16 protein-coding genes, 2 tRNA genes, 2 rRNA genes and 1 riboswitch (1 of these 21 running past the window's edge) are annotated in these 23,718 nt (G+C 62.9%); of the genes, 7 read left to right on the top strand and 13 right to left on the bottom strand.

What is annotated here, in order from left to right:
• The 4 genes from IVB50_RS33580 to IVB50_RS33565 all read right to left on the bottom strand — a co-directional run.
• Nucleotides 1–510, bottom strand: a 23S ribosomal RNA gene (locus IVB50_RS33580); it reaches 2,363 nt to the left of the window's first position.
• Nucleotides 511–915: 405 nt separating this feature from the next.
• A tRNA-Ala gene (locus IVB50_RS33575) sits at nt 916–991 on the bottom strand.
• Between the two features lie 33 nt (nt 992–1,024).
• Nucleotides 1,025–1,101 (bottom strand) — tRNA-Ile (locus IVB50_RS33570).
• 188 nt (nt 1,102–1,289) lie between these two features.
• A 16S ribosomal RNA gene (locus IVB50_RS33565) occupies nt 1,290–2,778 on the bottom strand.
• The 16S and 23S rRNA genes sit together here with 2 tRNA genes alongside, the layout of an rRNA operon.
• Nucleotides 2,779–3,808: 1,030 nt before the next feature.
• Here IVB50_RS33565 and IVB50_RS33560 point away from each other — a divergent pair.
• Both IVB50_RS33560 and IVB50_RS33555 read left to right on the top strand, forming a co-directional pair.
• Nucleotides 3,809–5,872: a M23 family metallopeptidase gene (locus IVB50_RS33560; protein ID WP_018453272.1), complete on the top strand. Its 2,064-nt coding sequence runs from the start codon at nt 3,809–3,811 to the stop codon at nt 5,870–5,872.
• Between the two features lie 158 nt (nt 5,873–6,030).
• Nucleotides 6,031–7,650: an SMP-30/gluconolactonase/LRE family protein gene (locus tag IVB50_RS33555; RefSeq protein WP_085350725.1), complete on the top strand. Its 1,620-nt coding sequence runs from the start codon at nt 6,031–6,033 to the stop codon at nt 7,648–7,650.
• A gap of 100 nt (nt 7,651–7,750) precedes the next feature.
• Here IVB50_RS33555 and clpB read toward each other — a convergent pair whose 3' ends face one another.
• A complete protein-coding gene (gene clpB, locus IVB50_RS33550) occupies nt 7,751–10,390 on the bottom strand; it encodes an ATP-dependent chaperone ClpB (protein WP_018453270.1) in 2,640 nt (879 codons plus the stop codon).
• 257 nt (nt 10,391–10,647) lie between these two features.
• On the opposite strand from clpB, the gene IVB50_RS33545 reads away from it, so the two are divergent.
• Nucleotides 10,648–11,436 carry an MOSC domain-containing protein gene (locus IVB50_RS33545; protein WP_247299303.1) on the top strand — a complete coding sequence of 263 codons (789 nt, stop codon included), beginning with the start codon at nt 10,648–10,650 and terminating at the stop codon, nt 11,434–11,436.
• A gap of 112 nt (nt 11,437–11,548) precedes the next feature.
• Here IVB50_RS33545 and IVB50_RS33540 read toward each other — a convergent pair whose 3' ends face one another.
• The gene (locus IVB50_RS33540; RefSeq protein ID WP_018453268.1) at nt 11,549–12,388 is read right to left on the bottom strand and encodes a TIGR02594 family protein; all 840 of its coding nucleotides are present in this window, start codon (nt 12,386–12,388) and stop codon (nt 11,549–11,551) included.
• Nucleotides 12,389–12,587: 199 nt separating this feature from the next.
• Between IVB50_RS33540 and IVB50_RS33535 the strand changes: the two genes are divergently transcribed.
• Nucleotides 12,588–13,451: an alpha/beta hydrolase gene (locus IVB50_RS33535; RefSeq protein WP_247299300.1), complete on the top strand. Its 864-nt coding sequence runs from the start codon at nt 12,588–12,590 to the stop codon at nt 13,449–13,451.
• 51 nt (nt 13,452–13,502) lie between these two features.
• On the opposite strand, the gene metW is transcribed toward IVB50_RS33535, so the two are convergent.
• Nucleotides 13,503–14,165 (bottom strand): methionine biosynthesis protein MetW, encoded by a 663-nt coding sequence (metW, locus tag IVB50_RS33530; RefSeq protein ID WP_018453266.1) that lies wholly within the window; start codon nt 14,163–14,165, stop codon nt 13,503–13,505.
• 12 nt (nt 14,166–14,177) lie between these two features.
• A complete protein-coding gene (locus IVB50_RS33525; protein ID WP_247299298.1) occupies nt 14,178–15,380 on the bottom strand; it encodes a homoserine O-acetyltransferase in 1,203 nt (400 codons plus the stop codon).
• A gap of 90 nt (nt 15,381–15,470) precedes the next feature.
• Nucleotides 15,471–15,550: riboswitch (SAM riboswitch) on the bottom strand.
• Nucleotides 15,551–15,754: 204 nt separating this feature from the next.
• Between IVB50_RS33525 and IVB50_RS33520 the strand changes: the two genes are divergently transcribed.
• Genes IVB50_RS33520 through IVB50_RS33510 form a run of 3 tightly spaced genes read left to right on the top strand, consistent with a single transcriptional unit; the run spans nt 15,755 to nt 18,668 of the window.
• Complete coding sequence (locus IVB50_RS33520) at nt 15,755–16,603, top strand: chorismate mutase (protein WP_026232498.1); 849 nt, start codon at nt 15,755–15,757, stop codon at nt 16,601–16,603.
• A gap of 35 nt (nt 16,604–16,638) precedes the next feature.
• The gene (locus IVB50_RS33515) at nt 16,639–17,733 is read left to right on the top strand and encodes a histidinol-phosphate transaminase (RefSeq protein WP_026232497.1); all 1,095 of its coding nucleotides are present in this window, start codon (nt 16,639–16,641) and stop codon (nt 17,731–17,733) included.
• A complete protein-coding gene (locus tag IVB50_RS33510; protein WP_018453262.1) occupies nt 17,730–18,668 on the top strand; it encodes a prephenate/arogenate dehydrogenase family protein in 939 nt (312 codons plus the stop codon). Before IVB50_RS33515 ends, IVB50_RS33510 begins: the two co-directional genes overlap by 4 nt.
• 114 nt (nt 18,669–18,782) lie before the next feature.
• Here IVB50_RS33510 and IVB50_RS33505 read toward each other — a convergent pair whose 3' ends face one another.
• The 5 genes from IVB50_RS33505 to IVB50_RS33485 all read right to left on the bottom strand — a co-directional run bounded on the left by IVB50_RS33505 (nt 18,783) and on the right by IVB50_RS33485 (nt 23,625).
• Complete coding sequence (locus IVB50_RS33505; protein WP_247299296.1) at nt 18,783–19,436, bottom strand: hypothetical protein; 654 nt, start codon at nt 19,434–19,436, stop codon at nt 18,783–18,785.
• Between the two features lie 5 nt (nt 19,437–19,441).
• Nucleotides 19,442–20,137, bottom strand: a complete 696-nt coding sequence (locus IVB50_RS33500; protein ID WP_240543318.1) for a hypothetical protein — start codon at nt 20,135–20,137, stop codon at nt 19,442–19,444.
• 299 nt (nt 20,138–20,436) lie between these two features.
• Nucleotides 20,437–20,664: a hypothetical protein gene (locus tag IVB50_RS33495; RefSeq protein ID WP_018453261.1), complete on the bottom strand. Its 228-nt coding sequence runs from the start codon at nt 20,662–20,664 to the stop codon at nt 20,437–20,439.
• A gap of 190 nt (nt 20,665–20,854) precedes the next feature.
• Nucleotides 20,855–22,198 carry a GDSL-type esterase/lipase family protein gene (locus IVB50_RS33490; protein ID WP_247299294.1) on the bottom strand — a complete coding sequence of 448 codons (1,344 nt, stop codon included), beginning with the start codon at nt 22,196–22,198 and terminating at the stop codon, nt 20,855–20,857.
• A 242-nt stretch (nt 22,199–22,440) separates the two neighbouring features.
• Nucleotides 22,441–23,625 (bottom strand): DUF2125 domain-containing protein, encoded by a 1,185-nt coding sequence (locus IVB50_RS33485; RefSeq protein ID WP_018453259.1) that lies wholly within the window; start codon nt 23,623–23,625, stop codon nt 22,441–22,443.
• Nucleotides 23,626–23,718 lie beyond the last annotated feature (93 nt).

The following is a 23,718-nucleotide window of genomic DNA, read 5'->3' as shown; positions in this document are numbered from 1 at the left end:
GCGTTCAGACAGGATTTCACGTGTCCCGCCTTACTCATGGATACATCATCGCATTACTCGTACGGGGCTATCACCCTCTAAGGCCCAGCTTTCCTGACTGGTTCCGATTGTCTTTGATGTATCACTGGCCTGGTCCGCGTTCGCTCGCCACTACTAACGGAGTCTCTGTTGATGTCCTTTCCTCCAGGTACTTAGATGTTTCAGTTCCCTGGGTTTGCTTGAAACCTCCTATGTATTCAGAAGTCTCATACCTTCTTTTGATAACCGGAAATCCAAAACCTCTTCGATCGAAATCTAAAGGCCTAGGCATCTCACATTTCTGTTCGAACCCCACACCACAGTCTTTCGACTGAGGTCTTGGAGTTCCGGCTATCGAAGGTGGGTTTCCCCATTCGGAAATCCATGGATCAAAGCTTCTTCGCAGCTCCCCACGGCTTATCGCAGCGTAGCACGTCCTTCATCGCCTCTCAGCGCCAAGGCATCCACCGAACACCCTTAAGGCACTTGATTGCTCTCATTATCAATGTCCACACACTCGGCAGAATGTTGTCTGCAGAACTACCTTGCGGCACGCGCCCTCGATGAACGCTATCTGCAGCCGGACAATGATTAGAAAGACCAGCTTGCTTCGTAAGATCGTTCCGATAGCGAGGCGGTCAAGCTTCGCTAAAAGGATCATTTACAACTCGCTTGTCTTTCAAAGCAGCCTTGTGAGCTACAATGGAAGACGCACGAGCGCCGAAATGATCCGGAGATAATGAAGTATCGCGCAACAATTACTTGTTGCCCGATCCAACTCGGATCGATCTCCTCTTTACGATGTCAGAAATCACGCAGCTTACTGTCCATCCGGACTAGTAAGTGCGAAGTGATGTTTCGCGGACGACGGTATGAGCAGCCGGTGATCAAACCATCTGGTGGAGCCAGACGGGATCGAACCGACGACCTCATGCTTGCAAAGCACGCGCTCTCCCAGCTGAGCTATGGCCCCGTAACCAGAAGACGAATGCTCACTCGATGAGTGTGGTGGGCCTGGGAAGACTTGAACTTCCGACCTCACGCTTATCAAGCGCGCGCTCTAACCAACTGAGCTACAAGCCCCTAACGCATATCCAGTCAAGGACCAGGGATTCTGCAAGGTTGCAGCCCCAGCGCGTGTTCGTCCGCGAAGAAAGAGAAACGAAGACGGCGAAATCCCGCCAATGCAGCTCAACGATCCTGACGACCGTTGGCCACTGATGTTTCTAAAACGGTTCGATAGAAGCAAGCTTCTGAAGAACCATCCTTAGAAAGGAGGTGATCCAGCCGCAGGTTCCCCTACGGCTACCTTGTTACGACTTCACCCCAGTCGCTGACCCTACCGTGGCCGGCTGCCTCCCTTGCGGGTTAGCGCACCGTCTTCAGGTAAAACCAACTCCCATGGTGTGACGGGCGGTGTGTACAAGGCCCGGGAACGTATTCACCGTGGCGTGCTGATCCACGATTACTAGCGATTCCAACTTCATGGGCTCGAGTTGCAGAGCCCAATCCGAACTGAGACGGCTTTTTGAGATTTGCGAAGGGTTGCCCCTTAGCGTCCCATTGTCACCGCCATTGTAGCACGTGTGTAGCCCAGCCCGTAAGGGCCATGAGGACTTGACGTCATCCCCACCTTCCTCGCGGCTTATCACCGGCAGTCTCCTTAGAGTGCTCAACTAAATGGTAGCAACTAAGGACGGGGGTTGCGCTCGTTGCGGGACTTAACCCAACATCTCACGACACGAGCTGACGACAGCCATGCAGCACCTGTGTTCCAGGCTCCGAAGAGAAGGTCACATCTCTGCGACCGGTCCTGGACATGTCAAGGGCTGGTAAGGTTCTGCGCGTTGCGTCGAATTAAACCACATGCTCCACCGCTTGTGCGGGCCCCCGTCAATTCCTTTGAGTTTTAATCTTGCGACCGTACTCCCCAGGCGGAATGCTTAAAGCGTTAGCTGCGCCACTAGTGAGTAAACCCACTAACGGCTGGCATTCATCGTTTACGGCGTGGACTACCAGGGTATCTAATCCTGTTTGCTCCCCACGCTTTCGTGCCTCAGCGTCAGTATCGGGCCAGTGAGCCGCCTTCGCCACTGGTGTTCTTGCGAATATCTACGAATTTCACCTCTACACTCGCAGTTCCACTCACCTCTCCCGAACTCAAGATCCTCAGTATCAAAGGCAGTTCTGGAGTTGAGCTCCAGGATTTCACCCCTGACTTAAAGACCCGCCTACGCACCCTTTACGCCCAGTGATTCCGAGCAACGCTAGCCCCCTTCGTATTACCGCGGCTGCTGGCACGAAGTTAGCCGGGGCTTATTCTTGCGGTACCGTCATTATCTTCCCGCACAAAAGAGCTTTACAACCCTAGGGCCTTCATCACTCACGCGGCATGGCTGGATCAGGCTTGCGCCCATTGTCCAATATTCCCCACTGCTGCCTCCCGTAGGAGTTTGGGCCGTGTCTCAGTCCCAATGTGGCTGATCATCCTCTCAGACCAGCTACTGATCGTCGCCTTGGTGAGCCATTACCTCACCAACTAGCTAATCAGACGCGGGCCAATCTTTCGGCGATAAATCTTTCCCCGTAAGGGCTTATCCGGTATTAGCACAAGTTTCCCTGTGTTGTTCCGAACCAAAAGGTATGTTCCCACGCGTTACTCACCCGTCTGCCGCTGACGTATTGCTACGCCCGCTCGACTTGCATGTGTTAAGCCTGCCGCCAGCGTTCGCTCTGAGCCAGGATCAAACTCTCAAGTTGGACTTGAACTTTGAACCGGCTGATCACAACGTTTTGACGAGGTCCCACCATTTTTCATCGACCGAAGTCGATGAGCTGCCCGCGATTCACATCGCTGGCAACGATGGTGTAACCTTAAAACGTGTACCGCCGAAGTCTTTCGTCCCCTCTCAGAACTCAAAAGCCGAAGCTCTTCAGTATCCGAGAGGCGCAAGGACTCCGCCGTCCACGTTTCTCTTTCTTCATCTTCACTTGTCAAACAGCCCGGGACCAGGAGGTCCCAACCTTCCAGAAAGGAAGGGTTCCGACACCCTTACCGACGATGGATGAACTCCAATCGACTTACGTCGACTGTTGTGTCACTCAACAAGGTGAGGAGCATCAGTGGCGCGTTCGCTCGCCTTGGTCAGTGACCCGGCGGCGCCGCGCTCAGTGGTCGGGTTATAGGCCCCGCCCATCGGGGTTGTCAACGACCATTGTCAGAAAATCGTCGCACGGTGGATTGTTCGAAAAATCCACGCGATTACAGCAGGTTAGAAAGTCGGTGAGCGGCTGGATCGCGCCGGCGCGGAGAAAAAACTCAAAAAAAGTTTGGGCTCGAGAGGGCTCCGGAGGCGGCATGAGGCGACTTGGACGCGACTTGGATCGCTCGTCCCTGGAAGGCCCCTGACGCCCGGCCGTTCGGGAAACTTTTCCATATTAGGCGCCGTACTTGAGCCACAATCCCCCGGCGTTCTGGTACAGACAAAGCTTGAATCGCAGGGATGCCAGTGGGGGCTGCCGGCGGTTTGTGTGGGGTCAGAGGAAGGCGATCATACGATGAAGCGGCCTTCTTCAGACATTCGAGACACATCGAGAGATCTTTTTCCGCTTAGCTGTTCGTAAATTCGGCCGGTCCGACATCTGGGCCTTCTGACCGCGGACGCCTATGCGGCTTGCCTTTTCCAGAGACGCCCCGAAGAGGGCGGCTCAAGGAGGGGCTCGAAACAGGGTTGCTCGAAACGGGGCTGCTCGAAATCGGGCTCTCGGATCGTTGATTGGGGGACTTGGGTTGAACCATAGGACGTCACGCGGCGCTTACGGGCGTGAGACCGGGATCATCGATCTCGGCCACGAGCCGCCGCTGTCCGTCGATGGTTCGGAAGCCGCCGTCATCGATCGCCGCCGCGTCTCGGTGCAATGGTTCAGCGGGACGATTCTAACCGGACTTTGCGGCGCAGCCCTGATCGGCGGCGCCGTTTTCGCTTCGCTCGACGGCGAGATGACCTTCGCCAAGGTGCCGGAGCGCGTCGAAGGCGCGCTGCGCGGCGCATTCGGCGCAGCCGACCGCACCGCCACGCTGCACAAGAGCGACCGCCTGCCGCCGCCGAGCGAATCCACGGCCTCGCGCAACATCGTGCGCGTCTCGACCGTCGCCCGCGTCGGCAACCGCGACGTGATGCGGGTGCGTCCCTTCATCCGGATTGCCGGCAATCTGTCGATGACGACGAGCGATCTGTCGGCGAAGATCCCGCCATTCAACGCCCAGCGCCTTCTCACCGATGTCGGATCCGATCCGAAGGCGGCATCCGAGGATCCCAACAATCCGGAAGCCGTCGAACCCGACGCCGAGGTCTCGTTCGTCACCAAGGACCTCTCCCAGGTGCTGCCGAAAGCCAAGATTTCCGCAGTGGTGGCGCTCGACGACATCCTGATGCGGGTCCGCGATGCCGCCAACTGGCGCGGCAATGGCGGGGTGCGCTACGCCGCGCTCTCCAATGCTGCGGCCGACGTCTCCGGCGCGACCGGCCCGTCCGATATCAGAAGCGCCTACGCCACCGAAGTGTCGCCGTCCGATCCCTATGCCGGCTTCGAGACGCGCGTGGTGCCGGAAAACGTCACGCTGCTGCCGAAGACCAAAGAGCAGATCACCGGCGGCAATCCCAACGGCGAACGCGTCCACGTGGTCAAGAAGGGCGACAGCGTCGCCGGCGTGCTGCGCGATCTCGGCGCCACGGCCGAGGAGATCAAGGCGATCACCGCGACGCTTGGGCCGCGCGGCCGCGACGGCGGCCTGAAGGAAGGCGAGAAGCTGCGGATCCTGATGGCGCCCGCAAGCCCCGGCGCCCGCCTGCAGCCCTACCGCGTCGTCATCGCCAACGAGACCATGGTCGAGGCGATCGCGGCGCTGTCCGATCTCGGCAAATACGTCGCGGTCGACGTCTCCAGCATGAACACCGTCGCCGACGCGGCGGCGAACGCCAACAGCGACGACGATGACGAGGATGACGGCACGGGCGTGCGGCTCTACCAGAGCATCTACGAGACCGCGATGCGCAACAAAGTGCCGATGCCCGTCATCGACGACATGATCAAGATCTATTCCTACGACGTCGATTTCCAGCGCAAGGTGGCGCCGGGCGATTCATTCGACGTGTTCTACGCCGGCGAAGACGAAGGCGTGACCGCGAGCGAAAAGAACGACGTGCTGTTCGCTTCGCTGACGCTCGGCGGCGAGACCAAGAAATACTACCGCTACCAGAGCCCCGATGACGGCGTCGTCGATTACTATGACGAGACCGGCAAGAGCGCGAAGAAGTTCCTGGTGCGCAAGCCCGTCAACAACGCCATCATGCGCTCCGGCTTCGGCGGCCGCCGTCACCCCATCCTCGGCTATGTGAAGATGCATACCGGCGTCGACTGGGCCACCTCCTACGGCACGCCGATCTTCGCCTCCGGCAATGGCGTGATCGAGAAGGCCGGCCCCGAGGGCGGCTACGGCAAATACATCCGCATCAAGCACAACAACGGCTACGAGACCGCTTATGGCCATATGTCGGCCTTCGCCAAGGGCATGGAGCCCGGCAAGAAGGTGCGGCAGGGCCAGGTGATCGGCTTCGTCGGTTCGACCGGCGCGTCGACCGGCCCGCACGTCCACTACGAAATCCTGGTCAACGGCCGCTTCGTCGATCCGCTGCGTGTGAAACTGCCGCGCGGCCGCTCGTTGGAAGGCCCGATGCTGGCCGGCTTCGAGAAGGAGCGCGACCGGCTCGACGGCATGATGAGCGGCCGCGCCGGTGCCATCGCCCGGATGTCGGACGCCACCGGCGGTCCGTTGCAGGTCACCAACAGGTAAAGCCGGCGAACCGGGCCGAGATCGGCCGGACATATTCAAGCACGAGCCGGATTTGACGACGTCGCGCGGGGCCCGGCTTGGCCGCATCACAACGTCAAGTTTCGTTTGCCAAAGCGGCATGAGGAGCGAATACTTTCCAAAAAACGGGAGGTCTCGCCATGAAGAACAGGCTCGCCTGCGCAGCCTTCGTCGCTGCGGTCGTCTCCGCTACCAGTGTTTCGGCCGAAAACTGGGAGGTCACCAAGCTCGTTCCGGGCTCGGCGTTCCACGGCGTGCACGGGCTTGCGATCGACAAGGCCGGCCATCTGTTTGCCGGCAGCGTCGCGGGCGCGGCGCTCTACGAGGTCGACATCCCCGGCGGTAGCGCGAAGGTTGCAATCCCCGCCCCGATCGGAATGGCCGACGACATCGCATTCGCCCCCGACGGCACCATGGCCTGGACCGGATTCCTGGCCGGCGATCTTTATTCGCGCAAGGGCGACGGCCCGATCAAGAAACTCGCTTCAGGCCTTCCCGGCATCAACTCGCTCGCCTTCCGCAAGGACGGCAGGCTGTACGCCACCACCGTCTTCCTCGGCGACACGCTCTATGAGATCGACGTCGAGGGCGTCAAACCGCCGCGCCAGATCATGGAGAAGATGGGCGGCCTCAACGGCTTCGAGTTCGGTCCCGACGACAAGCTCTACGGTCCGCTCTGGTTCAAGGGACAGGTCGCAAAGGTCGACGTCGACAAGGCCGAGCTGACCGTCGTCGCGGACGGCTTCAAGGTCCCGGCCGCGGTGAACTTCGATTCCAAGGGCGATCTCTGGGTAGTCGACACCGCGCTCGGCCAGCTCGTTCGGGTCGATCCCAAGTCGGGCGCCAAGACCATGGTCGCACAATTGAAGCCGTCGCTGGACAATCTCGCGATCGACGACAAGGACCGAATCTACGTCTCCAACATGGCCGATAACGGCATCCAGGAGGTCGATCCGGCGACCGGCCAGGCGCGGCAGGTGATCATCGGCAAGCTCGCCTTGCCCGGCGGCATCGGCGTCACGTCAGAGAACGGCAAGGATACGATCCACGTCGCCGACGTGTTCGCCTATCGCACGGTGGACGGCGCGACCGGCGAGGTCACCGAGAAGGCGCGCATGCACGCCGCCGGCGTCACGCTCGAATATCCGATGAGCGCAACGGCGAAGGGCAACGATGTGGTCCTATCGAGCTGGTTCACCGGCACGGTGCAGGTGATCGACGGCAAGACCGGGGCCACCCGCGACATGCTGCACGGCTTCAAGGCGCCGCACGACGCGCTCGTGCTCGCGGACGGCAGCATCCTGGTGGCCGAGTTCGGCACCAAATCGCTGGTCCGCGTCAGCGGCGAGCACGGCAAGGATCGCACCACACTGATCGGCGGCCTCGAGGGCCCGGTCGGGCTCGTCGCTGGATCGCGTGGCGAGGTCTATCTCACCGAAGCCTTTTCCGGCGTGATCTCGATGATCGAGAGCAACGGCGAAAAGACAGTCGTCGCCAAGGACCTGAAAATGCCCGAAGGCATCGCCCGCGCCAGAGACGGCAAGCTGATCGTAGCGGAGGTCGGCGCCAAACGGTTGATCGAAATCGTGCCGGAGACCGGCACGGTTACCGAGATCGCGGCCAATCTTCCAATCGGCCTCGTGGGTGCACCCGGAGGACTGCCGACGCACATTCCGACAGGCGTCGGCATCGGGGAATCCGGCACGATCTATTTCTCTTCTGACATCGAGAACGCGATCTACAAGCTCACGAAGAAATAGGTCGCCGCAGTAAGTTCGCCAACAACCCGCAAAACAAACCGCCCCGGAGAGGTTGACATCTCCGGGGCGGCTTGTTGCTTCAGGCTTCGAATGCCGACGATCAGTTCAGCTTCCGCTTCGACACCGGCGCCTCGAACTGGGCGATCTCCGCGGTCTGCGGCGCCTTGCCGTTGAAGGTCAGCACGTTGCCTTCGGAGGAGATCGCAACGTTGTCGCCGTCCTTGACGTCGCCGGCCAGGATCATCTCGGCGAGCGGATCCTGGACGTGACGCTGGATCACGCGCTTCAGCGGCCGTGCGCCGTAGGCGGGATCCCAGCCCTTGGCGGCGAGCCAGTCGCGGCCCGCAGCGTCGAGCGTCAGCACGATCTTGCGATCGATCAAAAGCTTTTGCAGCCGTGCGAACTGGATCTCGACGATCCGGCCCATCTCGCTCCTCTGCAAGCGATGGAACAGGATGATCTCATCGACGCGGTTCAAGAACTCTGGCCTGAAGTGCGCCCGCACCATGCCCATCACCTGCTCGCGCACGGCCGAGGTATCCTCGCCCTCCGGCTGGTTCACCAGAAACTCCGAACCGAGGTTCGAGGTCATGATGATCAGCGTGTTGCGGAAGTCGACGGTGCGGCCCTGGCCGTCGGTGAGGCGGCCGTCGTCGAGCACCTGCAACAGCACGTTGAACACGTCGGGATGCGCCTTCTCGATCTCGTCGAACAGCACGACCTGGTAGGGCCGGCGCCGCACCGCTTCGGTGAGCGCACCGCCCTCGTCATAACCGACATAGCCCGGAGGCGCGCCGATCAGCCGCGAGACCGAGTGCTTCTCCATGTACTCGGACATGTCGAGGCGGACCATCGCGGTCTCGTCGTTGAACAGATACTCGGCGAGCGCTTTCGTCAGCTCGGTCTTGCCGACGCCGGTGGGCCCGAGGAACATGAACGAGCCGGTCGGCCGGTTCGGGTCCTGCAGCCCCGCGCGCGAACGGCGAACGGCGGTCGCGACCGCACGCACGGCCTCGGCCTGGCCGACGACGCGCTTGCCGAGCGAGTCCTCCATCCGCAGGAGCTTGTCTTTCTCGCCTTCGAGCATCTTGTCGACGGGCACGCCGGTCCAGCGCGAGACCACCTGCGCGATGTGGTTGGCGGTGACCGCCTCCTCCATCATCTCGCCGGAGTTCTCCTTGGCCTCGATCTCCGCAAGCTGCTTTTCCAATTCGGGGATCCGGCCATAGGCCAGCTCGCCGGCCTTCTGGAATTCACCGCGCCGTTGTGCGTTGGCAAGTTCAACCCGCAAGCCGTCGAGCTCGGCCTTCAGTTTCTGAGCGTCGGAGAGCTTGTTCTTCTCCGCGCTCCAGCGTGCGGTGAGCGCCGCGGACTTCTCCTCGAGATCGGCCAGCTCCTTCTCCAGCGTCTGCAGGCGGCTCTTCGACCCGGCATCGCTTTCTTTCTTCAACGCTTCCTGTTCGATCTTCAGCCGGATGATTTCCCGATCCATCGAATCCAGCTCTTCCGGCTTGGAATCGACCTGCATCTTGAGCCGCGCGGCCGCCTCGTCCATGAGGTCGATGGCCTTGTCCGGCAGGAAGCGGTCGGTGATGTAGCGGTTGGACAGGGTCGTGGCGGCGACCAGCGCGGAATCGGTGATCCGCACGCCGTGGTGCTGCTCGTATTTGTCCTTCAGCCCGCGCAGAATGGAGATCGTATCCTCGACCGAGGGCTCGCTGACGAAGATCGGCTGGAATCGCCGCGCCAGCGCCGCGTCCTTTTCGACGTGCTTCTGGTACTCGTCGAGCGTGGTGGCGCCGATGCAGTGCAGCTCGCCGCGGGCGAGCGCAGGCTTGAGCAAATTGGACGCGTCCATCGCGCCATCGCCCTTACCAGCGCCGATCAGCGTGTGCATCTCGTCGATGAACAGGACGAAATTACCATCGCTCCCGGTCACCTCCTGCAGCACGGCCTTCAGCCGCTCCTCGAACTCGCCGCGATATTTTGCACCTGCAATCAGCGAGCCGAGGTCGAGCGACAGCAGCTTCTTGTCCTTCAGGCTCTCCGGCACGTCACCGTTGACGATGCGCAGCGCCAAGCCCTCGGCGATGGCGGTCTTGCCGACGCCGGGTTCGCCGATCAGGACGGGATTGTTCTTGGTCCGGCGCGACAGCACCTGGATCGTGCGGCGGATCTCCTCGTCGCGGCCGATGACCGGGTCGAGCTTGCCGTCGCGCGCCGCCTGAGTGAGGTCGCGGGCATATTTCTTCAGCGCGTCATACGCGTTCTCGGCCGTGGCGGAGTCCGCCGTTCGGCCCTTGCGCAGCGCTTCGATCGCCGCGTTGAGGTTTTGCGGGGTGACGCCGCCCTTGGCCAGGATCGCGCCCGCCTCGCTGGTCTTCTCCAGCGCCAGGCCGAGCAGCAGCCGCTCGACGGTGACAAAGCTGTCGCCGGCCTTCTCGCCAGCCTTTTCGGCGGCGTCGAAGGTGCGCGCGAGTTCGGGCGCCAGATAGATCTGGCCGGCTCCGCCGCCAGAGACCTTCGGCACCTTGTTCAGGGCGTCCTCGGTCGCCTTCAGGATTGCGCGGGAATTGCCGCCGGCGCGGTCGATCAGGCCGGCAGCGAGGCCTTCATTGTCGTCCAGCAGCACCTTCAGGACGTGCAGGGTCGAAAACTGCTGGTGCCCTTCGCGCACCGCAAGCGACTGCGCGGACTGGACGAAGCCTCTGGAGCGTTCGGTATATTTTTCGATGTTCATTTCGTGGTCTTTCCCTCGGCCTGCCCCTGGAGCCCTCAAAGGCACTCCAAACGGCATCTTCATTGGGTTTCCGATTACCGCATTGACGTTTCTCAACCGGCAACGGTCGTTATCAGCCGGCGCTGGCGCCGGCCTGACCCAGATGTGGGAAGCGAGGCCTCGGACCGGAAGAGGCGAGTTCACAATTTCGTGCGCGGATCCGCCCGCTTGGCGCCGGTGGGCCGAATCCCCTAAGTAGCGGCATGACACCCAGCGCAATGACAATCAGCCAGACCGCCGAGATCACCGGGCTCTACCGCTACCCGATCAAGGGCCTGACGCCGGAGGCCCTGCCCCGCGTCTCCCTGCGAGCCGGCCAGACCCTGCCCGCCGACCGCCGCTACGCCATCGAGAACGGCCCGAGCGGCTTCGATCCGGAAGCACCGCAGTGGAAGCCGAAGATCCAGTTCCTGATGCTGGCGCGGAATGAGCGGCTAGCTTCGCTCGACAGCCGGTTCGAGGACGCGACCAATTGCCTGACCATCCGCAAGGACGGCCAGATCGTCGCCAGCGGCGATCTCGAGACCGCCGCCGGGCGCGCCGCCATCGAGGACTATTTCAGGGAAAATTTTCAGCCGGAGCTGAAGGGCCCGCCCAAGATCCTGTCCGGCCGCGACCACAGCTTTTCAGACGTCGCCCGCAAGGTCGTGTCCATCATCAATCTCGACAGCGTCCGCACGCTCGAGACCATGCTCGGCGGCGCCGCCGTCCACCCGCTACGCTTCCGCGCCAATCTCTACGTGAAGGGCTGGCCGGCCTGGTCCGAGCTCGACCTCGTCGGCCAGACGCTCGCGATCGGACAGGCCCGGCTGCAAGTGGTCAAGCGCATCAAGCGCTGCCCGGCCACCAATGTCGACCCTGATACCGCCAAGCGCGATCTCGAAATCCCCGCCACGCTCTCGAGCAATCTCGGCCACATGGACTGCGGCATCTATGCCGAGGTGATCGCTGAAGGCGACATCGGCGTGGGCGACGCGGTTGCATTGGAACAGCCGAAGCTGGTGTGACGCTGCGCGCTGGCCCCGCTCCGCCATTGCGAGCGAAGCGAAGCAATCCAGGAATGCGCCCGCGGAGACAGTCTGGATTGCTTCGTCGCTTCGCTCCTCGCAATGACGGCCGTCAGTTCGGCATCACATACGCATAGATCCGGCCGCGCGAGACCGGTGCTTCGCGAACGCGGTTGCCGTTGTTGCCGGAGATCATGATCGGATTGCCCTGCGCGTCGACACCGGTGATGATGCCGACATGACCGCCCCGGCCACCACGCGACATCACTGCGATGGCGCCGACCTGCGGACCGGACACGCGCGTGCCGTAATGCGCGAACGAATTCGCCATGTCGGAGCCGGTGCCACGATGACCGGTCTTTTCGAGCACCATGTTCATGAAGCGCGCGCACCACAGGCTACCGCGACCGGTCGGATTGCCGCCGACATAGCGGCGTGCCTCGGACACGAGGCCCGACCCACCGCCGAAGCCGCCGCCGCTCGTCGCGCTATTGGCCATGCCGCCGTCATTCGCGTTAGTGGCTATCCCACCTCCACGCCTCATAATTCGACGGCTGGCGCGCGTGGTCATCTCACCGCTGGTAACCATTCCAGCGTTGCCGCTCATGGCCATTCCACGGCTGCCGCTCATGGCCATTCCACCACTGCCGCTCATAGCCGTTCCAGCGCTGCCGCTTATGGCGATGCCGCCGCTATTGGCGTTCGGATCATAGCTGGCGAAGGTGTTGCCGAAGCCGTTCGCCTGCAATTGCGCCGCGCCGCGCTCGAAGCGCGAGCCGCGTGCATGCCGGTAATGATGATGTCTGCTGGCGTGATGCGCGTAAGCGTGCCGCTCTGCGCTATGACGATGAGGTCGTGCTGACGCCGGAGAAGTGAAGGCGGCGAACGCCGCGAAGAAAACAGCCAGCGCAACGACACAGCGCGACAGGCGAGACGCAAACAACTCGAACATTCTTCATCCTTCGTTGACACCCCACTTCCCCGTCGGCCCGTGCGGTGGCCGACATCCGCGGGCTGTATCAGTATCCTGATGTGGCGAGAACAAGACGCGGCCCCTAAGAATTTGGACGATGATTAATAAGTGCTACCATCGTATGCGCTGACCGCAGGACGGCATTCCAAAGCCGCAGCCACCTCAGGGAGAAAACCGGATGCCTCACGCCCTCACGAAGGACAATTGTCGACTCTATTTCGAAGAAGCGGGCACGGGCACGCCGATTATTTTTCTGCACGAATTCGCGGCCGACTACACCAATTGGGAGCCGCAGATGCGCTACTTCTCGCGCGGCCATCGCTGCATCACCTATTCCGCACGCGGCTACACGCCATCGGACGTGCCTGATGGCGAGGTCTACCGCTACACGCATTTCTACACCGATGCGCTCGCGGTGCTCGATCATCTGAAGATCGATCGCGCGCACTTCGTCGGCCTCTCGATGGGCGCCTATTCGTCGCTCCAGATCGGGCTCAACGCGCCCCAACGTGCGCTGTCGATGACGCTCGCCGGCGTCGGCTCGGGCTCGGAGATCGAGAACCTCGACGCTTGGCGCCAGCAGTGCCGCGCCAACGCGGAGCAATTCGAGATGCTCGGCTCAGCCGAAGTCGCAAAAGTCACGCGCGAGGCGCCGAGCCGGATTCCCTTCCTGGTGAAGGACCCGCGCGGTCACGCCGATTTCTATGCCGCCCTGGCGCGGCACGATGCCAAGGGATCAGCGCGGACGATGCGCGGCTTCCAGGCCGGCCGTCCCTCGATCTTTACGATGACGGACGCGATCAGAGCGGCCACGACGCCGGCACTCATCATCTGCGGCGACGAGGACGATCCGTGCGTGGGCGTAAGCCTGTTTCTGAAGAAGCATCTGCCGGCGGCAGGGCTCGCCATGTTTCCAAAGTCCGGCCACGTCCTCAATCTCGAAGAGCCAGCGCTGTTCAACGAAACGGTGGAACGGTTCGTCACGCTGGTGGAAGCGGGAAGATGGCCGGTGCGCGACCCGAGGTCACTGGCGGCGCATTAGCGCGAAGGCGTCACCAGGTACTGGGTCGCGTAGATGGGGTAACGGGCCGGCCTACTTCCTGCCGCCCCGCGTCAGCAGAAACACGCCCTGCTCGCCGAACAGATTCCACACCCACCAAGGCATCCGCAGCCGCAGCGGACGGCCGTAGAGGTCGAGCGCCTCGGCACGTTCCATCTTGACGTCGATCGCGTCGCAGAGCTCGACGAAATCCTTGATGGTGCAGAAATGGATGTTGGCGGTGTCATACCAGCTTGCCGGCAGGTTCTCCGTGCGCGGCATGTGGCCGCCGATCAGGAGCTGGAGCCGCATCTTCCAGAAGCCGAAATTCGGGAACGACACGATGGCGCGGCGGCCGATGCGCAGCAAATTCTCCAGCACCACTTTCGGCTGCCGCGTCGCCTGCAACGTCTGCGACAGGATCACGTAGTCGAAGGCGTCATCCGGATAATTCACGAGGTCGGTGTCGGCATCGCCCTGCACCACCGCAAGACCCTTGGCGACGCAGCGGTTGACGCCCTCGCGCGACAGCTCGATGCCGCGGCCGTCGACGCCGCGGGTTTCCAGCAGTTGGAGCAGGTCGCCCTCGCCGCAGCCGACGTCGAGCACCTTCGAGCCCGGCTTGACCATGTTGGCCACCAGCACATGGTCCGCGCGAAAATCACCGGGCTGCCCGGTCGCAAGGCCGCCCAGCGGCAACGCTTCCTGTACAGACATGACTAGCCGTCCTTAAGCATTATTGGCGGTGAGCCCGCGCGCCTTGCCTGCCGATTGCAGGAAGGCGCGGGAGATATCAAGGAATTCGGGCACGTCGAGCAGGAAGGCGTCGTGACCGCGATCGGTCTCGATTTCGGCGAACGACACCCGCGCGCTCGACGCATTCAGCGCGTGCACCAGCGCGCGCGATTCCGAGGTCGGGAACAGCCAGTCGCTGGTGAAGGAGACCACGCAGAAGCGGGTCTGGATTCCCGCGAACGCCTTCGCCAGCACACCGCCGTGGTCGGCGGCGATGTCGAAATAGTCCATCGCGCGGGTCAGATAGAGATAGGAGTTGGCGTCGAAGCGCTCGACGAAGGACGAGCCCTGGTAGCGCAGATAGGACTCAACCTGGAAGTCGGCGTCGAAAGAGAAAGTCGGCAGCTCGCGGTCCTGCATGCGCCGCCCGAATTTTCGATGCAGCGCGGCGTCGGAGAGATAGGTGATGTGCGCCGCCATCCGGGCGACAGCGAGGCCACGATGCGGATGGATACCTCGATCGGCATAGCCGCCATGGTGCCAGTCGGGGTCGGCCATCACCGCCTGACGGCCAAGCTCGTGGAACGCGATGTTCTGCGCCGAGTGTCGTGTCGAGCAGGCAATCGCCAGCGAGGAGAACACGCGACTCGGATACGCCGCAGTCCATTGCAGCACTTGCATGCCGCCCATCGAGCCGCCGACGACCGCGAACAGCGTGTCGATGCCGAGCCGGTCGATCAGCATCGCCTGCGCGCGCACCATGTCGGGGATGGTGATGACGGGGAAATCGAGCCCCCAAACCTTGCCGGTCGCGGGATTGATCGAGGCCGGGCCGGTCGAGCCCATGCAGCCGCCGATCACGTTGGAGCAGATGATAAAATATTCGTTGGGATCGAGCGGCCGGCCGGGGCCGACCAAGGTCTCCCACCAGCCGGGCTTGCCGGTGACAGGGTGCACGTTGGCGACGTGCTGGTCGCCGGTCAGCGCATGGCAGATCAGGATCGCGTTGGAGCGATCGGCATTCAGCTCGCCGTAGGTCTGGTAGGCGATCTGGAACGGGCTGAGATCGACCCCGCAGTCGAGCCGCAGCGGCTGCTCCGAGCCGAACTGCGCGACGTGCGAACTCGGATGATCCACCTCGTGCGACCGCTCGTCGGCGGTGATCGCGGGACTCGGAATGGACTGGACGCCAACCATCTGACCATCGACCTCGTTTGCGATCGTAGAAGTGACCGCATTGACATCAGGCCATGAAAAACCCGGCCTGAACGATAGGTTCGGCCGGGATCGAAAGCGTCCCCGGCCTGTTTAGCGAGTTTTTTAACGTGGCTGCAAGCCGGCCGGCTCAAATGACCACGGAACGGGTAAAAACTACCGTCTTGGACGGTTTTCGTCAAGTCACGGCCCGGATCAGCCAAATTCGCCTGTCGCGCCACGGGCGGAAAGGGCCCGATTTCTCTTTGCATTTCTCTTTGCTTTCGCAGCCCCGACTGCCTAATCAGGATATCCATCACAGCGGTGACGGCTCGACTGATCCGCATTGGAAAGCCTCTCAGCAGCACCTGTCAGACATGTCCCAACGTCCGCCCGCGCCACCATCACTCCAGGAATTGCGTAAGGAGATCGACGCGATCGACGAAGGCATGCATCGCCTGCTGATGCAACGCGGCGACATCATCGACCGCCTGATCCAGGTGAAGCAGACCCAGGAGGTCGGCTCGGCGTTCCGCCCGGCACGCGAGGCCTCCATGATGCGCGACCTCGTGCAGCGTCATCGCGGCATCCTGCCGCTCGACACGGTCGAGAGCATCTGGCGCGTCATCATCGCGACCTTCACCTATGTCCAGGCCCCGTTCTCGGTCCACGCCGACATCTCGGCGAGCGAGCCGGCCATGCGCGATTCCGCGCGATTCCATTTCGGCTTCACCGTGCCTTACGTCGCGCATTTCAGCGCGCAGGCGGCGGTCGAGGCCGTCGCGAAGTCCAAGGGCGATCTGGCGCTGGTCTCGGCGACCTCGAGCCGCACGCCGTGGTGGCTGTCGCTGGAAGAAGCTGGCGCGCCAAAGATCATCGCGCGGCTGCCCTTCGTCGAGCGCGCCGACCATCCGGCGGCGTTGCCCGTGTTCGCGGTCTCGCGCGTCGCCGACAGCGCGCTGGTGACGGAGGTCGAGACCTTCAGCGTACGCGTCTCTGGGTGGAATGCGGAGGTCGCGCGCGCCCTGTCGCCGCTCGCCGAGATCGTGGCGGTGCCCGACACCGCCTTCGACGGCGCCGCGCTGCTGGTCTCGGTCACCGCGACAAGCAGCATCGACAAGATCAAGGCTGCCCTGATCGAAGCGGGGGCCTCGGTGCGCTCCACGGCCCTCGTCGGCAGCCACGCAACGCGCTATACGGTGCCCCCGACCGGGTCGAAATCGTAAGTCGCGAACCGCTTAAGCCCACTCCGGAGTTGAAGATGTCCCGCCCCGTGCCGAATCCCGGCATTCTCGATATTGCGCCCTACACGCCCGGCAAGACCCCGGTGGCAGAGCCTGGCCGCAAGGTGTTCAAGCTCTCGGCCAACGAGACGCCGTTCGGGCCCTCGCCGAAGGCGATCGAGGCGTTCAAGCAGGTGGCGGATCATCTGGAAGACTATCCGGAAGGAACCTCGCGCGTGCTGCGCGAAGCAATCGGGCGCACCTTCGGGCTCGATCCCAACCGCGTCATCTGCGGCGCCGGCTCGGACGAGATCCTCAACCTGCTCGCCCACACCTATCTCAGCCACGGTGACGAGGCGATCTCGACCACGCACGGCTTTCTGGTCTATCCGATCGCGACCATGGCGGTCGGCGCGAAGAATGTCATCGCGGCCGAGAAGAACCTCACCTGCGATGTCGACGCCATCCTCAAGGCGGTGACGCCGAAGACAAAGCTGGTCTGGCTCGCCAACCCCAACAATCCGACCGGCACCTATGTGCCGTTCGACGAGGTCAAGCGCCTGCGCGCCGGCCTGCCCTCGCACGTGCTGCTGGTGCTGGACGCAGCCTATTGCGACTACGTCTCGCGCAACGATTACGAGATGGGGATCGAGCTGGTCGCGACCACCGAAAACACGGTGGTGACCCACACCTTCTCCAAGATCCATGGTCTTGCGGCGCTGCGCATCGGCTGGATGTTCGGCCCCGAGCACATCATCGACGCGGTCAACCGCATCCGGGGTCCCTTCAACGTGTCGACGCCGGCCATGTACGCCGCCGTTGCCGCGATCGAGGACACAGCGCACCAGGCCATGTCGAAGCATTTCACCGAGACCTGGCGCAACTGGCTCGCCGAGGAGATCGGCAAGCTCGGGCTGAAGGTGACGCCGAGCGTCGCCAATTTCGTGCTGATCCACTTCCCGACCGAGGGCAAGACCTCGGACGCAGCCGACGCCTTCCTCACCAAGCGCGGGCTGGTGCTGCGCGGCTTGAAGAACTACGGCCTGCCGCATTCGCTGCGCATGACCATCGGCACCGAGGAGGCCAACCGCCTCGTCGTCGAGGGCCTGCGCGACTTCATGGCCGGACGATGAGCGCGACCCCGCACTTCCAGCGCGTCGCGCTGATCGGCTTCGGCCTGATCGGGGGCTCGATCGCACGCGCCGCGAAGCTCCAGGGTCTGGCTTCCGAGATCGTCACCACCGCGCGCTCGGAGAAGACGCGCGCACGCGTGATGGAGCTCGGCATCGTCGATCAGGTCGTCGCGACCAATGCGGAAGCCGTGAAGGACGCCGATCTCGTCATCCTCTGCATTCCCGTCGGCGCCTGCGGCCCGGTGGCGCAGGAGATCTCCGCGCATCTCAAACCCGGCGCGATCATCTCCGACGTCGGCTCGGTCAAGGGCGCCATCGTCAGGGATATGGCGCCGCACCTGCCGGAAGGCGTCCATTTCGTGCCGGCGCATCCCGTCGCAGGCACCGAGCATTCGGGTCCCGATTCCGGCTTCGCCGAGCTCTTCATCAACCGCTGGTGCATCCTCACCCCGCCGGAGGGCGTTGATGCGGCTGCCACCGATCGCCTGCGCGCGTTCTGGGCGGCGATGGGTGCCAAGGTCGAGATCATGACGCCGGATCATCATGATCTCGTGCTCGCGATCACCAGCCATCTGCCGCATCTGATCGCCTACACCATCGTCGGCACCGCCGACGAGCTGGCGCAGGTGACGGAGTCAGAGGTCATCAAGTTCTCCGCCGGCGGCTTTCGCGACTTCACGCGCATCGCCGCCTCCGATCCGACGATGTGGCGCGACGTCTTCCTCGCCAACAAGGAAGCCGTGCTGGAGATGCTCGGCACCTTCACTGAGGATCTGGCAAAGCTCACCCGCGCAATCCGCCGCGGCGATGGCGAGGCGCTGTTCGACCACTTCACCCGCACCCGCGCCATCCGCCGCGGCATTGTCGAAATCGGCCAGGATTCGGCCGCGCCCGATTTCGGCCGGCCGCATGCGCAGCTCGGCAACAAGCCGTAGCACCGAAGTGGCCCGGATGGAGCGCAGGCGTAATCCGGGACTTCCGTCGCTTGAGGCAGGATTCCCGGATCGCGCTTCTCTCCATCCGGGCTACGAGCCTGCGTGGCTCCGTGACTAGAATGGGTAGTACCGGATCTGCGTCATGACGACGTTGTCGTCGGTCTTCGGCGCGCCGCCGACGCCGGCGAACGCGAACCGTTGCGCGTAGGAATATTGCAGGCCGGCTTTGAGCGTGCCGAAATTGCCTTGGTAGATGGTGTCGTAGATCCCGGCCGTGATCTGCCGAACCTCCCTGGTGTTGCCGTTGCAGGTCGCGCCCGCCGAGTTTTCGGTGAAGCAGCCGGTGTTGTTGTAGAGCGGATTGCCGTAGCCGAACGGCACCGTTCCAACATTGGCGAAATTCGCCTTGGCCTTTTCGAGGCCTGCATAGGAGTAGACATCGAGGCTGGGCGTCGCGTGCCAGATCAGGCCGACGGCGGCCGCCGTGATCGTCAGCGGGAGGAGGGTGCCGTCCTGCGCCACCGCCGCGTCGGCGAACGGTGTTGCCGTGAAGCGGCCCAGCACGCCGTGCGAGCCATAGAGCTGAAGATCGAGGGTTTTCGGAATCAGCTCGACGAAGATGTGTCCGCCGAAGCTTCCGGTGTCGTAGGGGTGGTTGGCGTTGTTGAAACGGTCGAACAGCTGGCGGTAGAGCGCCCACCCCTCGACATGCAACTTATAGGGCCCGAGCCTTGGGTCCCAGGCGGCCTTGACCGTGACGTCGGGCACCTGATTCAGGCAAGAAATCCCGGAACGGATTCGAAGTCGATCACGCCGGGCGCATCGACGCCACGAGGATCGATGCCGGACTTGGTCGGCGCGTTCAGCGACCAGGATTGCCCGGCGAGGAAGTGAAGACCGAGATCGCTGCGGTCCAGTTCCAGGCTGAGCTGCCGCATGCGCGGATTGAACGAGTTGGTCGCAACCGAGCTCGCCGTCTGAGCCGCACCTTCGAAATCGATCTCGCCATAACCCGCGAGGTGCGTGTCGGCATCGGCATTGCCCTCGGCCAGCACCGAGAACCTGCTCTGGCGTGCCGAGAAGCGCGTTTCCGGGATGTTGAAGTTGCGGCTCTGCTGATAGGGGATGAAGTTGTAGACCGAGCCGGTATCGGAAGCGAGATTCCGCGAGCGGTAGACGCCGGTGAGATCGACCCAGCCACCGAAGGTCAACGTCACGCCCTTGTAGCAGACCTTGCCGGCCGCACATGGATCGGCGGCGAGCGCCTTGTAACTTGCTGGTAACTGAACGGCCTTCGCCTGCGCTTCACCCTGTCGCGTCTTGCGCGCCTCGGAGTCCACGCGCTGCTGGAGCTCCTTCAGCTTCGCCTTCAGCGAGTGGATTTCGGTTGTGACATTGTCGTCGGCATGCGCCTGCCCTGAACAGGCAGCGAGAATACCCAGCATCAGTCCGCAATTGATGATCCGCATTTGAAGCTTCCTCCATTTGGGAAGCGGATTGGATTCCGCGCGCCATCTCCGGCGCATGCATGCTTCCCTGGTGTGGAGTGATTTGAATGCGGCTGCGGTTATTCGCGGCGCCGTGCATCTTGTGCATCACGTTTTCCTGACGATCCTGTTCGGAATATTTTCGTTGGCTGTCGATCCGCACGCGCGACTGTCGCGATTGTCCAAGGCAACTTTTCGAGGCCTCGTTCAAGGCAACGCGCATTGGGCCCGGCCGGGACATGACCGGGCCCAGTTCGCGACGGGCAAGTGGTGGATGGCGGCTATTTGCCCTTGGTCGCGCGCATCACCATTGGGCGCGGTGATTTCGGCGAGGGGACGAAGGCCATCGTCTCCCGCGTCGTCGGATTCGAGACGTTGCGATCACCGTTCGGATACATCGAGGCGTATGCTGCCGGCTCCTGCAACTGCCATTGCCACTGCGCAAACGCGGGCGTCGCGAGCGTGGTCGAGATGGCGATACCGGCAATGAACAGCCTGGACTTGGTCATGATATCTCTCCTGCCTGGGCGACCGCATCATCGTGCGGCCGACATGGAGAGAGAGCGGAGTTTGCGGCTCGGCATTCCCGGCCGGTCATCACGATCCGGCGAAGCGGCCGTGAGTTCAGCTCGTAACCCGCATGGAGGGAGTTACGACAGCTGAGGGCGATGAATGGAGAGAGGAGACTCTGAATCCATCCTACTGCTTCGCGCTACGGCTAATCTTTCCCGGCTTGAACAGCTCGAGGTCGATGGCCTGTCCCATCGCCAGATATCCGGTGCGGTTGGGATGAAGCTTGTCGCCGGCGCCACCAGTCGTGCTTTCGGGAACGAACTCCGGCTTGAGGCCACCCGAGGCCGGATCGAGCGTCGCCCGATCAAAATCGATTACACCGTCGAATGTCCCCGAGCTACGGATGAATGCGTTGAGCGCCTTGCGCTTGTCATCCTGCTCGGGAAAACCATGTGCCGCGCTGGTGCTACCCAATGCCGAAACGACGGTGGCGCCGATGATCCGGGCTTGCGGCCATTTCGCACGTAGCCTCGCGACACGATCCTTCATCGCGGCGATGACTTGGTCGGCGGTAAAATTGCCGTTCTTGCTGAAATCGTTGATACCTTCCAGCCAGATCAGGCTCGATATGCCGGACAGCGACAGCACGTCACGCTCGAGCCGCTGGCCCGAAGCGGGGCCGCCCGCGTACGGTTTGTCGGGACCATATTCGGCCGGGCCTGCGATTTGGTTGCCACCGATGCCGCCATTCACTACGGCAACCTTGTTGCCGTAGACTGCCTTCAGGCGACGCGACAGCACGTTGGGCCAGCGATCGTCGCCATTCATGGTTGAGGCGGTCCCGTCGGTAATCGAATCCCCAAACGCCATGATGGCGAAGGCATCGGCAGGCGCAGTCATCTCGATCGCATCGAGGAAGAACCATGACGCAGTCGCATAGGGGAAGGAAGCCTCGTCTTCCAGGGCGCCCTTCGCGCCGGCGCCGGGCGCACTGACATAGGAGGTGGTCAGCGCTTTGGCGTGCCAGGTCATCGGGCCGCTCTGGCCGGCGACATGAAAACTGACCGCAAGCCGGCGGCCGGCGAGGTCATCGGGCCGCTTTGCAAACGGCAGCGCGATCGCATCGCTCCAGACCGAATTCCCCGGCGACACCGTAACGGAAGCCGTGCCGGCGAACGTAACCGGAATGTTGGAGCCGCGGATCAACGCGGCACTGCCCGACTGCAGGCCGACGTAAACGCCGTCAAACGTGACGGGTTTGGTGCCGAAGGCGTTGCTGAGCCGGATGCGGGCCTGACGGCCCCAGATATCCGGCCGCACGATCAGGCGAAAGGTCTGGTCCCGCGCACCGGCCGCAGGCTCGGGAAACGCGAATTTCTGTTCGGGCTGGGCTGACGGATTGCCGACGGGGTATGGGCCCTGAACCGCGCCCGTCCAGGACACCACCCAATGTTCGCTATCCTTTGCGGTTGCGGTCTGAAGCGAGGCAACGAGCAGCGATGCTGCCACGAGACAATTCAACGCGCGCATTGTTTCCCCCGAACCCCAGATAATTTGGGCGCGGCCTTAGAGCCGTCAGTTGGTCTTCAATAGGGCGGCAGAACGCTACCTGTCCAGACGCACTGTCGCACTCCTCGCCCGACGCAGGAGAGGACCTCGCAGGTTGCGTCACCGGCGCCGACAAGAAGCTCTTCGCAGAAACGATCTGTTCACAGTTTCGAACGCATCAGACGGACCGAGCTGTCCGCCCGGCAGGTTTATGAATTCACGACCTAATACAGCGGCGGGATCTGGCCGACCTTGACCGGGCCGAGCAGCACGGCGCCGTCGACGAACTTCAGCGGGAAGCTGCGAGCCTTCTTGCCTTCCAGCGTGCTCTCGGTGCCGATCGAATTGATGCCGGCGGCAACGCCTGCATTGGCGTTCTGCTTGATGACCTTGCCGAGGCCGGGAACGGCACGGTCGAGCGCACCGAACAGATTGTTGAGGTCCTGCGACTTCACGCCGGGCGCGACGCGATCGAGGGTCGCCTGCGGCACCCCCTCCTGCAGCATCTTCTCGATGCCGAGCGCGGGGATCACGCGCTCCAGGCCCGTCACGGTCATCTGCAATTCGCCATCGAGGCGGCCGTTTGCCGAGAGCCCGAGCGTGCCGGCCGCAACCGCGATCATCTCGCCCTGCTGGATGCGGGACTGCACGATCTCGATATGGCCGCCGGCGGCCTGGATCTCGCGGAAGCGCTGCGGCCACGGCTTTGGCGTGAGATCGGACAGTCCGGTGATCTTCGCCCGCGTGTCGGCCTCGAACGGCTCGGCGAGCAGCGGATGAACGCCCTGGACGCTGCCCTGCGCGATCTGGAGCACGGTCTCGATCACGGGATGATCGGACGGAGATCCATCCGCAAGGCGTCCATGCAGCTCGACCTGTTTTGCGCGCGCGAGCGGCACCTGCATGCTGCCGTCGACACGATTGACGGTCGGCTCCTCGAACACGATGGAAGCGCGCTCCGGCACGGCGGGCAGGCCGACCACACTGCTGCGACCCTTGCTCCAGTTCACCACGAAGGTGCTCTGCGTGACGCCGTCAGTGAGCGTCGCGGGTGCGGTAAATTCGGCGATGACGCGCTTGGGATCGTAGACTTGGGCGACGACCAGGATGTTGTCGAGCTTCGCCGTGAACGGCGTCTTGCTGGCGTTCTGCGACACCAGGGCGACGCTGGCGCCCGAACACCGGACCTCGAAGCGGAAGGGGAAGCCCGCGATCGAGCGCTTGGCGCAATCATAGACGCGGCCGGATTTGGCCTCCTGCGCGCGCCAGGCATCGGCGGCGATTTCGGCCTGCGACGCCGCATAGAACCAGAAGCAGCTCCACGCCACCGCGAGGATCAGGAGGATGACAGGGGCGATGAAAAGGCCCCAGCGGGAGCGCCGGCGTGCGGCAACGGTCATATCGGACATGCGGCGACCCTTTGACCCCTGATTTTGTCAAATGTAAGCGAGGTTGGCGTGCTCCGAAAGGCGGAGAATTCGCTTCGCTTGGGAGCGCGGTTC

Origin of the sequence: Bradyrhizobium sp. 87, assembly GCF_023073015.1 — a bacterium.
GTDB lineage: Bacteria > Pseudomonadota > Alphaproteobacteria > Rhizobiales > Xanthobacteraceae > Bradyrhizobium > Bradyrhizobium canariense_D.
The sequence above is the reverse complement of the archived record's forward strand: the minus strand, read 5'-3'. Positions and strand labels throughout refer to the sequence as shown.

Bases quoted from the DNA above. Each gene is read 5' to 3' on its own strand.
- IVB50_RS33535 (WP_247299300.1), top strand. From the start codon at position 12,588: ATGCCTCACGCCCTCACGAAGGACAATTGTCGACTCTATTTCGAAGAA.
- IVB50_RS33520 (WP_026232498.1), top strand. From the start codon at position 15,755: ATGTCCCAACGTCCGCCCGCGCCACCATCACTCCAGGAATTGCGTAAG.
- IVB50_RS33485 (WP_018453259.1), bottom strand. From the start codon at position 23,625: ATGTCCGATATGACCGTTGCCGCACGCCGGCGCTCCCGCTGGGGCCTT.
- metW (WP_018453266.1), bottom strand. From the start codon at position 14,165: ATGTCTGTACAGGAAGCGTTGCCGCTGGGCGGCCTTGCGACCGGGCAG.
- IVB50_RS33525 (WP_247299298.1), bottom strand. From the start codon at position 15,380: ATGGTTGGCGTCCAGTCCATTCCGAGTCCCGCGATCACCGCCGACGAG.
- clpB (WP_018453270.1), bottom strand. From the start codon at position 10,390: ATGAACATCGAAAAATATACCGAACGCTCCAGAGGCTTCGTCCAGTCC.
- IVB50_RS33500 (WP_240543318.1), bottom strand. From the start codon at position 20,137: ATGCGGATCATCAATTGCGGACTGATGCTGGGTATTCTCGCTGCCTGT.
- IVB50_RS33490 (WP_247299294.1), bottom strand. From the start codon at position 22,198: ATGCGCGCGTTGAATTGTCTCGTGGCAGCATCGCTGCTCGTTGCCTCG.
- IVB50_RS33510 (WP_018453262.1), top strand. From the start codon at position 17,730: ATGAGCGCGACCCCGCACTTCCAGCGCGTCGCGCTGATCGGCTTCGGC.
- IVB50_RS33555 (WP_085350725.1), top strand. From the start codon at position 6,031: ATGAAGAACAGGCTCGCCTGCGCAGCCTTCGTCGCTGCGGTCGTCTCC.
- IVB50_RS33515 (WP_026232497.1), top strand. From the start codon at position 16,639: ATGTCCCGCCCCGTGCCGAATCCCGGCATTCTCGATATTGCGCCCTAC.
- IVB50_RS33545 (WP_247299303.1), top strand. From the start codon at position 10,648: ATGACAATCAGCCAGACCGCCGAGATCACCGGGCTCTACCGCTACCCG.
- IVB50_RS33495 (WP_018453261.1), bottom strand. From the start codon at position 20,664: ATGACCAAGTCCAGGCTGTTCATTGCCGGTATCGCCATCTCGACCACG.
- IVB50_RS33540 (WP_018453268.1), bottom strand. From the start codon at position 12,388: ATGTTCGAGTTGTTTGCGTCTCGCCTGTCGCGCTGTGTCGTTGCGCTG.